General features: G+C 69.3%; 15 protein-coding genes. 5 read left to right on the top strand and 10 right to left on the bottom strand.

The features are described from left to right. Positions 1 to 6 precede the first annotated feature (6 nt). Positions 7 to 549 (bottom strand): hypothetical protein, encoded by a 543-nt coding sequence (locus tag JOD67_RS23020; RefSeq protein WP_205119769.1) that lies wholly within the window; start codon positions 547 to 549, stop codon positions 7 to 9. Positions 550 to 960: 411 nt separating this feature from the next. Here JOD67_RS23020 and JOD67_RS23015 point away from each other — a divergent pair, with 411 nt between their 5' ends. The 4 genes from JOD67_RS23015 to JOD67_RS23000 are packed head-to-tail and all read left to right on the top strand — an operon-like array spanning position 961 to position 6258. Further along, entirely contained in the window at positions 961 to 2685 is a 1725-nt protein-coding gene (locus tag JOD67_RS23015; protein WP_205119768.1) for an ABC transporter substrate-binding protein, read from the top strand. Further along, positions 2682 to 3635 carry an ABC transporter permease gene (locus JOD67_RS41285; protein WP_205119767.1) on the top strand — a complete coding sequence of 318 codons (954 nt, stop codon included), beginning with the start codon at positions 2682 to 2684 and terminating at the stop codon, positions 3633 to 3635. Before JOD67_RS23015 ends, JOD67_RS41285 begins: the two co-directional genes overlap by 4 nt. Then, on the top strand, positions 3635 to 4624 hold the full coding sequence (locus JOD67_RS23005) for an ABC transporter permease (RefSeq protein ID WP_307782511.1): 990 nt from the start codon (positions 3635 to 3637) through the stop codon (positions 4622 to 4624). Before JOD67_RS41285 ends, JOD67_RS23005 begins: the two co-directional genes overlap by 1 nt. Continuing rightward, the gene (locus tag JOD67_RS23000; protein ID WP_205119766.1) at positions 4621 to 6258 is read left to right on the top strand and encodes a dipeptide ABC transporter ATP-binding protein; all 1638 of its coding nucleotides are present in this window, start codon (positions 4621 to 4623) and stop codon (positions 6256 to 6258) included. Before JOD67_RS23005 ends, JOD67_RS23000 begins: the two co-directional genes overlap by 4 nt. On the opposite strand, the gene JOD67_RS22995 is transcribed toward JOD67_RS23000, so the two are convergent. Beyond that, complete coding sequence (locus JOD67_RS22995; RefSeq protein ID WP_205119765.1) at positions 6241 to 6480, bottom strand: hypothetical protein; 240 nt, start codon at positions 6478 to 6480, stop codon at positions 6241 to 6243. The two genes, JOD67_RS23000 and JOD67_RS22995, sit on opposite strands and share 18 nt — an antisense overlap. Positions 6481 to 6718: 238 nt before the next feature. Between JOD67_RS22995 and JOD67_RS22990 the strand changes: the two genes are divergently transcribed. Continuing rightward, positions 6719 to 7777 carry a fatty acid desaturase family protein gene (locus JOD67_RS22990; protein ID WP_307782510.1) on the top strand — a complete coding sequence of 353 codons (1059 nt, stop codon included), beginning with the start codon at positions 6719 to 6721 and terminating at the stop codon, positions 7775 to 7777. A 7-nt stretch (positions 7778 to 7784) separates the two neighbouring features. Here JOD67_RS22990 and JOD67_RS22985 read toward each other — a convergent pair whose 3' ends face one another. The 8 genes from JOD67_RS22985 to JOD67_RS22950 form a co-directional block, all read right to left on the bottom strand. Next, the gene (locus tag JOD67_RS22985) at positions 7785 to 8111 is read right to left on the bottom strand and encodes a type II toxin-antitoxin system PemK/MazF family toxin (RefSeq protein WP_307782509.1); all 327 of its coding nucleotides are present in this window, start codon (positions 8109 to 8111) and stop codon (positions 7785 to 7787) included. A 29-nt stretch (positions 8112 to 8140) separates the two neighbouring features. Continuing rightward, complete coding sequence (locus JOD67_RS22980; protein ID WP_205119763.1) at positions 8141 to 8410, bottom strand: hypothetical protein; 270 nt, start codon at positions 8408 to 8410, stop codon at positions 8141 to 8143. A gap of 29 nt (positions 8411 to 8439) precedes the next feature. Beyond that, entirely contained in the window at positions 8440 to 9633 is a 1194-nt protein-coding gene (locus tag JOD67_RS22975) for an MFS transporter (protein WP_205119762.1), read from the bottom strand. 10 nt (positions 9634 to 9643) lie between these two features. Then, a complete protein-coding gene (gene coaBC, locus JOD67_RS22970) occupies positions 9644 to 10873 on the bottom strand; it encodes a bifunctional phosphopantothenoylcysteine decarboxylase/phosphopantothenate--cysteine ligase CoaBC (RefSeq protein ID WP_205119761.1) in 1230 nt (409 codons plus the stop codon). A gap of 32 nt (positions 10874 to 10905) precedes the next feature. Beyond that, entirely contained in the window at positions 10906 to 11196 is a 291-nt protein-coding gene (gene rpoZ / locus JOD67_RS22965) for a DNA-directed RNA polymerase subunit omega (protein ID WP_205119760.1), read from the bottom strand. A 2-nt stretch (positions 11197 to 11198) separates the two neighbouring features. Continuing rightward, positions 11199 to 11801, bottom strand: a complete 603-nt coding sequence (gene gmk / locus JOD67_RS22960) for a guanylate kinase (RefSeq protein ID WP_205119759.1) — start codon at positions 11799 to 11801, stop codon at positions 11199 to 11201. Between the two features lie 46 nt (positions 11802 to 11847). After that, positions 11848 to 12168 (bottom strand): integration host factor, actinobacterial type, encoded by a 321-nt coding sequence (mihF, locus tag JOD67_RS22955; RefSeq protein WP_205119758.1) that lies wholly within the window; start codon positions 12166 to 12168, stop codon positions 11848 to 11850. Positions 12169 to 12595: 427 nt separating this feature from the next. Next, the gene (locus JOD67_RS22950) at positions 12596 to 13060 is read right to left on the bottom strand and encodes a hypothetical protein (protein ID WP_205119757.1); all 465 of its coding nucleotides are present in this window, start codon (positions 13058 to 13060) and stop codon (positions 12596 to 12598) included. Positions 13061 to 13064 lie beyond the last annotated feature (4 nt).

Raw genomic sequence — 13064 nt, 5'->3', positions numbered from 1 at the left:
TAACGATCACACAAACACTCTGGTCCTGACCTCCTTTGTTGCAAGGAGTTTGCCTGCGAGTCGTGACTGCAACATCACCAGGCCACAGACGATCGCCGATCCGGCGTACACGAACAGCAGCCCGCCGACGACGCCGTGGAACGCCCACGCGCCGGCGAGCGTCGGCCCGCCCCACGCACCGTCGAGCGCGTGCGAGGGCGTGAACAGTCCGGGCAGGTCGAACGGGAAGCCGTCGACGCGGACCGGGTAGGCGACGTTCAGCACCAGCCCGGTGAGCGCGTACGTGGTGAGGAAGAACGTCGCCACGCTGAGCGGGAGGGCGACCACGGTGTGCAGGAGCGGATGGGCACCGTTGCCCGCCGGCTGCGGCTCGTCGAGCGGCACCTGCAGCAACGTCCGCACGAGCGCTCGTTGCAGGTGCCCGGCTGCGCCGTACCGGCCCGACAGCGCGAGCCCGAGGGCGAACAGGCCGACCAGCGGCGCGAGCAGCGCGTACGCGAACCGGCGCCAGACGTAGGGAGTGAACGGGGTACGCAGGAGTCCGACCATGCCGCGGAAGGTACGAAGGAGGTGGCACCCGAGACGTCACTCCGAGGAGCCACATCCCACCTAGCCCTCCAGGCTGACCGTGGCCCACGACTGACCGTGGCCCCACAAATCACCGTGGCCCCACAAACTGTGGGGTTCTGGTAGCCACACGCCAGCGTGTCGCTACCAGAACCCCACAGTTTGGGACGGTTGGGATTCGCGAGGTAGGGTCCACCGTCGTGCCGACCGCATCGACTGTGCCCTCGACGAGCCACGTCCTCGTGCTGCTCGCGATGGATGCGCACACGGTCGCCGACGTGCTCTGTTCTTAGTCACACGCCTTCGCTCCGCATTCCTCCAGGCACTTCCCGTGAGGGTGCGTCTCCCTGTATAAGTCCGGTTGTCACCGGATCGACCCGAAGGATCCTCTCCATGCGCGAAACAACCCGTCGGCGACGGTTTGCTCTCCCCGTGGTCGTGGCCCTACTCGCCCTCGTCGCCGCGGCCTGCGGCGGCAACGGCGGCAACGGCTCCGGCGGCACCACGAACGACGCCGCGTTCGACCCCAACGACTGCCAGGGCGGCACGCTCCAGGTCCTGAACCAGCGCGACATCACCCACCTGGACCCCGCCCGCCTCTACACCTCCGGCGGCGGCAACATCCCATCGCTGCTGTTCCGCACGCTCACCACCCGCAACCGCGAAGGCGGCGCCGAGGGGACGAAGGTCGTGCCCGACCTCGCGACCGACACCGGCAAGCCGAGCGCGGACGCGAAGACGTGGACGTTCACGCTGCGGGACAACCTGAAGTTCGACGACGGTACGCCGATCACGTCCAAGGACGTGAAGTACGGCATCGAGCGCTCGTTCGCACCGGAACTGCCCGGCGGTGCACCGTACCTGCGCGACTGGCTCGAGAACGCCGCGAAGTACCAGGGCCCCTACAAGCAGCCTGAGGGCATCAAGGCGATCGAGACGCCGGACGACAAGACGATCGTGTTCAAGCTGCGCAAGCCCGAGGGCGACTTCCCGTACCTCGCGACCGCGACACAGTTCGCCCCGGTGCCGAAGGCCAAGGACACAGGCACGAAGTACGAGAACAAGCCGGTCTCCAGCGGCCCGTACAAGGTCGAGAGCTACGAGAAGAACAAGCTGCTCGTGCTGACCCGCAACGAGCACTGGTCCCGCGACGTCGACCCCGAGCGGCTCGCCTGCCCGGACAAGATCGAGATCACCTCCGGCCTCGACGCGGCGGTCATCAACCAGCGCCTCTCGACCAGCGGCGGCGACGACGCGAACGCGGTGACGACCGACACTGAGCTCGGCCCGTCCGAGCTCGCCCGCGTGGACTCCGACCCGAACCTCGCCAAGCGCGTGGCGAAGGGGCACTTCCCGTACGTCTACTACATCGCGTTCAACCCGAAGGTGAAGCCGTTCGACAACCCGAAGGTGCGCGAGGCGATCTCGTACGCGGTCAACCGGCAGTCGGTGATCAACGCCGTCGGCGGCACCGCGCTGGCCGACCCGGCGACCACGTACCTGCCGACGCAGAAGTCGATGGGGCACAAGGACTACGACCACTTCCCCGCGGGCGAGACCGGCAACCCGACCAAGGCGAAGGAGGTCCTCGCCGAGGCCGGCTTCCCGAACGGGCTGACGATCCCGCTCACGCACACGACGGACAAGGGCGCGGGGAACGGGCCCGAGGTCGCGGCCGCGATCCAGGACGCGTTGAAGCAGGCCGGTATCACGGTCCAGCTCAACGGGTTGGAGGACGAGGCGTTCAACGGCACCGTCGAGGTGCCGGCGAAGTCGCCTGGCGCGGCGTTGTTCGGCTGGGGCGCGGACTGGCCGTCGGGCTTCCCGTTCCTGCAGCCGATCTTCGACGGACGGCAGATCCTCGCGCAGGGCAACTACAACATCGCCCAGTACAACGACCCTGAGGTCAACCAGGAGTTCGACGACATCGCCAAGCTCACCGACCTGTCCGCCGCGGCCTCGCGGTACGGCGACCTCGACGAGAAGATCGGCGAGCTGGCGCTCACCGTGCCGCTCTACCACGGCAAGGACCTCGCGCTGTTCGGCACGAACGTGAAGAACACGTTCGTCAGCGACTGGACCGGCAAGTACGACCTCGCCGGACTGTCGGTGAAGTGAGCGAGACCGTCCAGGCGCCGGAGACACCGGCGGAGGCAGCACCCCGGATCGGGTCTGTCCTCCGCCGGTTCGCCGGCAACCGCGGCGCGGTCGTCGCGACTGTCGTCGTCGGGCTGCTCGTGCTCGTCGCGCTCGCCGCTCCCCTGCTCACCGCGCTGGAAGGGCAGGACCCGACGACGTTCCACAACGAGCTGATCGACTCCGCCCGCGGCGGCGTGCCGATCGGGCCGTGGGGTGGGATCAGCGCCGAGCACTGGCTGGGCGTCGAGCCGACGACGGGACGCGACCTGTTCGCGCGCGTCGTGTACGGCGCGCAGGTGTCGCTCGGCGTCGCCGCCGCGGCGACCGTTCTGCAGGTTCTCATCGGCACTGTCATCGGGCTGATCTCCGGGCTCGGCGGGCGGTTCCTGGACGCGGTGAGCGGACGGTTCATCGACCTGATCCTCGCGTTTCCCTCGCTGGTGTTCGCGATCGCGCTGCTCGCGATCGTGCCGAGTTCGTTCCCGCGACCGGTGCTGCTCGTGCTCGTTCTCGGTGTGCTCGGGTGGGGCGGGATCGCGCGCGTCGTCCGCGGCCAGACGCTGACGTTGCGTTCTGCTGACTACGTTGCGGCGGCGCAGCTGGCCGGGGCGCATCCGGCGCGGGTGGCGCGGCGGGAGATCGTGCCCGGGCTGATGGCGCCGGTGCTCACGTACGCGGCGCTGCTCGTTCCGGGCAACATCGTCGCGGAGGCGGCGCTGTCGTTCCTCGGCATCGGCGTACGCCCGCCGACGTCGTCGTGGGGGCAGATGCTGTCGACCGCGACCACGTGGTTCCGGGGTGACCCGATGTACGTCCTGATCCCGGGTGGGCTGTTGTTCGTGACGGTGCTCGTCTGCACGATCGCCGGCGACGGCCTGCGTACCGCGCTCGACCCGCGCGCCGCCGCGCGCGTGAGGGGGCGGGCGTAGTGCTGGGCTTCCTTCTTCGTCGGCTGCTCGGCGCTGTCGTTGTCTTGTTCGTGCTGTCGGCGGTGGTGTTCGGGCTGTTCTTCCTGTCCCCCGGCGACCCCGCGCAGCTGGCATGTGGCAAGGGTTGCCGACCCGAGCAGGTCGCGGTGATCGCGCAGCAGATGGGCCTGGACCGGCCGGCGTACGTGCAGTACGGCGAGTTCCTCGGCGGCATCTTCGTCGGCCGCGACTTCAGCTCCGGCCCGACGGTCGACCACTGCCCAGCACCGTGCCTCGGCTTCTCGTTCCAGACCGACGAGCCGGTGGTGTCGCTGCTGCTCGACCGGTTGCCGGTGACCTTGTCGATCACCATCGGGTCGCTGGTGCTCTGGCTCGCGGTCGGCGTGGGCGGTGGCGTGCTGTCGGCGCTACGTCGTGGTCGGGCTCTCGACCGCGCGATCATGGGTGCCACGCTCGCCGGGATGGCGACGCCGGTGTTCCTGCTCGGGTTGCTGCTGATGATGCTGGTCTGCGCGTACCTGCAGTGGCTGCCGTTCCCGACGTACGTGCCGTTCACGACCGATCCCGCGCTGTGGTTCAGCAATCTGCTGCTGCCGTGGGTCACGATCGCGGTCTCGCAGGCCGCTGTCTACACGCGCATCACGCGGACCGCGATCCTCGAGACGCTCGCCGAGGACCACATCCGCACGGCTCGCGCGTGCGGGCTGTCCGAGGCTCGGGTGATCGGCCGGCACGGGCTGCGCAGCGCGCTCACTCCCCTGGTCACGCTGGTCGCGCTCGACCTCGGTGGGCTGCTCGGCGGCGCGGTGATCACCGAGAAGGTCTACGGGCTTCCCGGCCTCGGGCATCTGCTGATCTCGTCCGTCGCGGAGATCGACCTGCCGGTCGTCGTCGGGGTGACATTGCTCGCGGGCTTCTTCATCGTGGTGGCGAACCTGGTCGCGGATCTCCTGTATGCATTGGTGGATCGGCGGGTGACCTTCACATGAGCTCTCCGGTGGTCTCGGTCCGCGACCTGCGCGTGGAGTTCCCGGGCGTGGTCGCCGTGGAGCGGTTGTCGTTCGACCTCCAGCCTGGTGCCGCGTTGGGGATCGTCGGCGAGTCGGGGTCGGGCAAGACCGCGACGGCGTTGGCACTGCTCGGGTTGCACCGGGGCACGTCGGCGACGGTCTCGGGCGAGATCGACGTGGCGGACGTTCCGGTGCTGTCGGCGCCGATCGAGGACATACGGAAGCTGCGGGGATCGAAGATCTCGATGATCTTCCAGGACCCGTTGTCGGCGTTCGACCCGTTCTTCAGCGTGGGCAACCAGATCGGCGAGGTGTTCCGGCTGCACACCGGTGCGTCGCGGCGGGCGGCGCGAGAACGTGCGGTGGCGATGCTCGACCGGGTGCGGATCCCCGACGCCGCGCGGCGGGTCGACGCGTACCCGCACGAGCTGTCCGGTGGGATGCGGCAGCGCGCGCTGATCGCGATGGCGTTGGCGTGCGGCCCTTCGGTGCTGGTCGCGGACGAGCCGACGACGGCGTTAGATGTGACGGTGCAGGCTCAGATCCTCGACCTGCTTGACGAATTGCGTACCGATCTGGGCATGGCGTTGGTGCTCGTCACGCACGACCTCGGCGTGGTGGCGGGATCGGTCGACGAGGTGTTGGTGATGGCTTCGGGGCTCGCTGTCGAGCGCGGGCCGGTGTCGTCCGTCCTGTCGCGACCCGTTGAGCCGTACACGCGGCGGTTGCTGGCTGCCGTTCCTCGGGTGGACGTGCCGCGTGCTGTGGTTGCCTCGGGTGGGGAGCCGGTGCTGTCGGCGGTCGACGTTCACCGCTCGTTTCCGTCGCCGCGGCGGTTGCTCGGTCGCGGGGCGCCGGTGCGTGCGGTGGCCGGGGTGTCGTTGGACGTACGGCGCGGCGAGACGCTCGGCGTCGTGGGCGAGTCGGGGTCGGGCAAGACGACGTTGGCGCGGATGCTGGTGGGGCTGCTGCGGCCTTCGTCGGGTCAGGTGCTGCTCGACGGCACGGACTTGGCGTCGTTGTCCGGCGCCGCCTTGCGCTCGCGGCGGCGGACGGTGCAGATGGTCTTCCAGGATCCGGCGTCGTCGCTGAACCCGCGCCGTACGGTGGGCGACGCGATCGCCGAACCGCTGCGGGTGACCGGGGTCTCCGCGCGTGCCGCTGCTGAGCAGGTGCGGTCGCTGCTGCATCGGGTCGGGTTGGATCCGACGCGGTCGGAGGCGTATCCGCACGAGTTCTCCGGTGGGCAGCGGCAGCGCGTGGGGCTGGCGCGCGCGTTGGCGGCGTCGCCTTCGGTGCTGGTGTGCGACGAGCCGGTGTCCTCGTTGGACGTGACGACGCAGGCCCAGGTGTTGGAGCTGCTGGAGGAGCTGCGCGCGGAGTTCTCGCTGTCGGTGGTGTTCGTCTCGCACGACCTCGCGGTGGTGCGGCAGGTGAGCGACCGGATCGCGGTCATGCAGCGCGGCGTCGTCGTCGAGCTGGGGCCTTCCGACGCGGTCTACTCGGCTCCCGCGGACGCGTACACGCGGGAGCTGCTGAACGCCGTTCCCGTTCTGGATCCCACGCTGGCGCGGCAGCGACGAACCGAGCGGCGGCTAGCGAATGTTCGCTAGGACGACGTAGACGAAGAGCCCGATGATGGCGACGGGCAGGATGACGCTCTTGAACGCGGTGTTGCGGGCGGTGCGGGCCTTGCCGATGCCGGTCTTCGCGCCGGCGAGGTCGGCGCGGGCACGGGTCAGGATGCGCCAACGGCTACCGACGATGAGCGCGACGATGATCGCGATCACCACCAGGATTGCCGAGTCGGCCCCCACGTTCATGCGCACCTCCACCCGGGGGCCGATGCTAGTCGGCGGATTCGTCCCGTACACCCGGATTTCCGACCTCGGCCAATGTCCCTATCAGGGCAAACCCTCCACCCCACGAAATCGCTCCGTCACCGGCATGTGGCCGCCGAGCGTCGTGCCACGATTTCGCGGGGACCCCGGAAAACAGGGGGGCTAGCCCCCGTATCGACCGGGTAGTAGGCGGCATTCTGCGTGGTCTACCTGGCGTCCAGGATTAGGTGTCGTGACCGCTACCGACATCGATACCCAGCCCACTCAGCCCGCGACTGGCGGCAGCGACTTCGCCCAGTTGACCAGGCGAATCCAGTCCGCGGGCCTCCTCGACCGCCGTCCTGGCTACTACGTTCTCCGCCTGAGCCTGGTGGCCGGCGCGTACCTCGCGGCCTGGGCCGCGTTCGTCGCGCTCGGCGACACGTGGTGGAACCTGCTGCTCGCCGTCGTCCTCGGCGTGGTGTTCGCCCAGGTCGCGCTGGTGGCGCACGACCTCGCGCACCGGCAGGTGTTCCGTACGCGGCGACCGTCCGAACGGGCCGGGATCATCGCCGGCAACCTCGGCATCGGGATGAGCTACGGCTGGTGGATGGACAAGCACACCCGCCACCACGCGAACCCGAACCACGAGGACCTCGACCCGGACGTCTCCCCCGACATCCTCGTGTGGTCGCAGGACCAGGCGCGGTCCGCGCGCGGGGTCGCGCGGTTCATCGGCCGCTGGCAGGCGTTCCTGTTCTTCCCGCTGCTGACGCTCGAGGGCTTCAACATGCACGTCTCGAGCATCCGCGCGCTGTTCCGGCCGTCGTTGAGGAACCGCCGCATCGAGGCCTTCTTGCTCGTGCTGCATCTGGTGCTGTACGTCTCGGTGTTGTTCACGGTGCTGTCGCCGGGCAAGGCCGTCGTCTTCATGCTGGTGCACCAGGCGGTCTTCGGCGTGTATCTCGGCTGCACGTTCGCGCCGAACCACAAGGGCATGCCGACGCTGACTGGCCCGTCCGAGCTGGACTATCTGCGCAAGCAGGTGCTGACCTCCCGCAACGTCCGCGGCGGCCGCTTCGTCGACGTGGCGCTGGGTGGGCTGAACTACCAGATCGAGCACCATCTGTTCCCGAACATGCCGACCCCGAACCTGCGCCGCGCGCAGCCGATCGTGCAGGGCTACTGCGAGGAGCTCGGGGTGCCGTACGAGCAGACCAGCCTGGCCGAGTCGTACGCCATCGCCTTGCGCCACCTCCACCACTCCGGCGCCCCCATCCGCGAAGCCGACCGCGCGGCGCGCGCGGCCTAGCCATGCGTCAACAGAAGGCGACCAGGTCGCGCAACCACTCGCTCAGGTCGGCGATCTCGGTGGCGGAGGCCGTACCGAGCGGCTCGGACCGAACGAACCTCTGGGTCGACACCGCTGTCAGATCCTCGGTGCGCGCCCAGCTCGGGCGGTTCAGCCCGGAGCCGGCAGGGTCGATGCGCACATGGTGGTCCAGGCCGCGATCACGTGAGGTCAACGGCACCACCATCGCCCTACCGATGGGGAACCGGCAATGGATCTGGGAGCCGACAACGACGGCAGGCCTGACTCCGCCCTGCTCGTGTCCAACCGGTTCGCCGAAGTCCACGAGCCACACCTGCCAAGGCTCGAGTCTCGGCGGTCGGGTCACCGGTTGTACTCCGGGTACTCCTCGGCCGCCCCTGGCAGTCCGTCGCCGGCCGCGTTGTCGGTCAGCCTCGCCTCGGCCTGGTAGCTCGCCCACTCCTCCGGGTCGGCGCGCAGTTCCTCGTAGCGCTGGACGATGCGATGGAGCTGATGTTCCTTGACCAGCCGCCGGACCGCCTCGCCAAGCGTCACGCCATCGAAGTCTCGCTGAGCGATGGTCGCCAGGTCGTCACGCAGACGGGAGTCGATCTGCATCGAGGTCGGTGCCATAGCATCCAGTATGGCACGCGCTATAGCCATCAGTCCGGGCTCGATCGACGCCACGGAAGAGCGACGACGCTCGCGACGCCCAGTGCGGCCGCTGCACCGAGCGCGACCCTGACGCTGGTCGCCGCCGCGATGAGCCCGCCGAGAGCGATGCACGCGGGCTGAACCACCTTGGCCGAGCCGGACCACGCCGCAGACACGCGGGCGATCATGTCGACGGAGGACGCCTGGAGTCGGGTGGTCGCGAAGGTCGGGTTGAACACCCCGGCGGCGAACAGCAGCAGGGCCTGGCTGCCGAGGATGACCCAGAGGGCGGCCGGGCCGGAGGGCGCGAGCGCGAGCGGGACGAGGCAGGGACCGCGCAGCGCTCCGAAGAAGAGGAGCGTCCTGCGTTGTCCAAGGGCGCGATGGAGCCGCGGCGCGCAGAACGCCCCGGCCAGTCCTGCCACCGCTGGCAGCCCGACCGCGAGGCCGTACTGCCAGGCGGGGAGGCCGAGGTCCCTGAGCATCAGCAGGGCGACGAGCGGGCTCGCCATCAGCAGCCCGCCGCCAAGGGTCATCGCGTTGAGGTAGAGCGGGCGAAGGATGTCGTTGCGCCAGATGTACGGCAGCCCGCCGCCGAGGCGTTCGTTCGGCCCGCGTCGAGGTTGCCTGTCGTCCTTGGCCTTGGCGAGTCCGAGAGCGGAGGCGACGAAGCTGAGCGCGTCGATCGCCACCGCGAGGAACGGACCGACGGCACTGGTGAGTACGCCGCCGAGCATCGGGCCGATCGACTGGGTCGTCCAGGTCGTCGCCTCGATGCGCGAGGTCGCGACGATCAGGTCGTCGTCCTCGAGCGACTGCTTCAGGTGCAGGTTGAAGCCCGCCGCGTAGGCGATGAAGCCGGCAGCCTGGATGGCCGCGACCACGACGAGGTGAGTGAACGTCAGCCAGCCAACGGCAGCGACGATCAGCAGGACGGCCAGGGACGCGCACTGGAACAGCTGGATCCACCGGAGCACGGCGAGCCTCGGCGCCCGATCGAACAGCCGGGCGCTGAGCGTTCCGCCGACGCCGCCTGCGACCGCGGAGATCGCGGCCAGGGCGGAGACCTGAGCAGCCGAGGCGTGCAGGTGGAGGATCGCGATGATCGGCAGGATCCCGCTGGCGACCGACGTACCGCTCGCACTGACCGCGTAGGAGAACCAGAGCGGCCGCCAGCGACGCAGCGTTGGGGACTCAGCCATCCTCAGAGGGCTAGGACAGGCGGGTGGCGACGAGGTCCCAGATGTGGTGGGCGAGGAGGTCCTTCGAGCCCAGCGGGACGGGGGTCTCCGAGCCGTCCGCGCCGAGGATGACGGCCTCGTTCTCGGTCGACTCGAAACCCTTGGTGGCGCCGACCTCGTTGACCACCAGCAGGTCGGCGCCCTTGCGGGCGAGCTTGGCCCGGCCGTGGTCCAGGACCGAGCCGGACGCGTCGCCGGTCTCGGCCGCGAAGCCCACCACCACCAGCCCGGGAGACGGCCGGTTGTGCGCGAGCTCGGCCAAGATGTCCGGGTTCTGCACCAGCACGACAGAAGGTGCCGAGACGTCGTCGACCTTCTTGATCTTGTGCTCGACATACTCCGCCGGCCGGAAGTCTGCCGGCGCGGCCGCCATCACCACCGCATCAGCGGACGCGGCAGCGGACAGCACCGCTTCGCGCATGTCCCGCGTCGACACCACCGGGACGACCTTCACCCCCGCTGGCTCCGGCAGCGCCGACGCGGACACCAAGGTCACCGAGGCGCCCCGAACGACAGCGGCCCGGGCCAGCGCGTAGCCCTGCCGCCCCGACGAACGGTTCCCCAGATACCGAACGGGATCCAAAAACTCCCGCGTCCCACCAGCCGACACGACGACCCGGCGCCCGGAAAGGTCCTGCGACAACCCGGCAGCGCCCCGTGCCAAAACCAGTGCGCACACATCGAAGAGAGCGTCTGGCTCCGGCAACCGCCCCTTCCCCGTGTCAGCACCGGTCAGCCGGCCCTCTGCCGGCTCCACCACCAGCACACCCCGCGACCGCAGCAACGCGACGTTCGCGCGCGTCGCCGCGTGCTCCCACATCTCGGTGTGCATCGCGGGCGCCAGTACGACCGGGCACCGGGCGGTGAGCAGCGTCGAAGTCAACAGGTCCGACGCCGAGCCGTGCGCCGCCTGAGCCAGCAGGTCAGCCGTAGCGGGCGCGACCACGACGAGGTCTGCGGTCTGCCCCAGCCGTACGTGCGGCACCTCGTGCACGTCCGACCACACCGACGTATGGACCGGCTCGTGCGACAGCGCCGCCCAGGTCGCCTCGCCCACGAACTTCAAAGCCGAAGCAGTCGGGACGACGCGCACCGAGTGCCCCGCCTCGACCAGCAGCCGGAGCAGGCTCGCCGCCTTGTACGCCGCGATCCCGCCGGAAACGCCAAGCACCACCCGAGCTGCTCGGGTGGTGGCGGGCATCGTTCGTCTTCGGTTGTCGCGCGAGCCGTGGCTTAGGAGGCCGCGGGCGGGTTGGTCTCGGTCGGCTCGATGTCCTCGACCGTCAGCAGACCCTCGTTGATCTCACGCAGCGCGATCGAGAGCGGCTTCTCCTGGACATGGGTGTCCACGAGCGGGCCGACGTACTCGAGCAGGCCCTCGCCCAGCTGGGCGTAGTAGGCGTTGATCTGGCGGGCGCGCTTGGCGGAGAACAAGACGAGCTTGTACTTCGAGTCAGCCTTGGTCAGTAGGTCGTCGATGGGCGGGTACGTGATGCCCTCGGCCGTGGTCGGGGTGCCGGACAAGCTCAGGCCTCCGGTGCTGTCGTGTGGGAGTACATCAAGGATACCAACTCCGCGGCAGCGGTCGGGACATCGGTGTTGACAATGGTCACATCGAACTCCCGCTCGGCCGCCAGCTCACGCCTGGCGGTGTCCAGCCGGCGGGCCTGTTCCTCGGCCGACTCGGTTCCCCGACCGACCAGCCGGCGAACGAGCTCGTCCCAGTGCGGCGGCGCGAGGAACACGAACATCGCCTCCGGCATCGTGTCCCGCACCTGGCGCGCGCCCTGCAGATCGATCTCCAACAGCGCGGGCCGGCCCGCCTCGAGCGCCTCCAGGACGGCGCGCCGCGGCGTTCCGTACCGGTGAACGCCGTGCACCACCGCCCACTCGAGCAGCTCGCCGGTCTCGACCATGTGGTCGAACTCGGCGTCGTCGACGAACCAGTAGTGGGTGCCGAGCACCTCACCCGGTCGCGGCGGTCGAGTCGTCGCCGAGACGGAGATCCAGACCTCCGGATAGTGCGCGCGGATCGCGGCGGCGACGGTGCCCTTGCCGACCGCGGTCGGCCCGGCCAGCACGGTGAGGCGGGAGGCACCCGCCGTTTCGAAGAACGCTGATCCGGTCATCGCCGTACGTACCGCCTCGTGCTCAGGTTCTGTGGTGGCTAGCGGCTCAGGACTCGCCGAACTCGCGCTTGAGCGCGGCGACCTGGTTCTCGCCGAGTCCGCGGACCCGGCGGCTCTCGGAGATGCCGATCCGCTCCATGATCTGCCTGGCGCGGACCTTGCCGACTCCCGGCATCGCGCAGAGCAGGTCGAGGACCTTCATCTTGCCGATGATCTCGTTGGAGTTGCGGCCCTGGCTGACGACCTCGCCAAGGGATGCGCCGGAGTGCTTCAGGCGGTTCTTCACCTCGGCTCGCTCCCGCCGGGCCTGCGCCGCCTTCTCGAGGGCAGCTTGACGAGCTTCGGGAGTCAGGGGAGGAAGCGGCACGGACGGTCACCTCGGGGCGTGGGGACGGGCAGGGCAAGGGAGATTCTTACGCTTCTGGCGTCGGCCTGTGTGCAGTTGTCGCGTTTTCGTGTCGGCAGCTGTCTCGAGCGTGTCGCACGAGGCTGTGCGATCTTAGCCAGCCTCGCAGGTGAGGCTACTCGGCTGACCGGCATCATCGAAGCAGAGCCGACCGACACATGTGACGGGGGCGTCCGCAACCCGGACGCCCCCACACATTCTGGGCCGCGTCTGACGGATATCGCCGGGCGTGCGACACCCCACATCCCGTCTGGCCGCGGTGCACATCGTCACCCATATAACCAATATGAGTTCCTCCTGCACCACGCCCATACGGGCGCGGGGCGCCGAACGCAGCGCGCGCTACGCGCGCTTGTCCGACGCTCTCCGTCATCCCCGGCCCACCTCATCACGCGTTGACGCAGCGCTTGGTCGTGTCCTCGGAGACCTTGGTGATGGCCTCCTGCATCTTCGTGCTGGCCTCTTCGGTCTTCTTCTGCTGCGCCTCGAGGTCGGCGGGGTCCGTCGTGGCGATGGCCTGCGGGTCGATCTTGAGGCCCTCCTGGAGGACCTTCATCTGGTCGGCCAGCGTCTGCCAGGACGGCTTGATGTCGTCCGGAGCCACGTCGGCGATCTTCTGGTACGTCGACGAGAGGTCCTTCGTCTCACCGGCCGGAGCCGGCTTGAGCAGCTCGGTGCCGGCGTCGCGGACCGCGGCGCAGTACGCCTTGACGTCACCGCTGCCAGCGTTGCTGTTGCCACTGCCGGAGCTCCCGCTGCCCGTGGTGGTGCTCCCGCCACTGCCCCCGCAAGCGGTCAGGACGGCCAGGCTCAGGCCAGCGGCGAGGAGCAGTGCCCCCGTGCGTCGCTTCACAGTT

Origin of the sequence: Tenggerimyces flavus (assembly GCF_016907715.1) — a bacterium.
Classification (GTDB): domain Bacteria; phylum Actinomycetota; class Actinomycetes; order Propionibacteriales; family Actinopolymorphaceae; genus Tenggerimyces; species Tenggerimyces flavus.
This window is presented reverse-complemented; position numbering and strand designations above follow the sequence as displayed.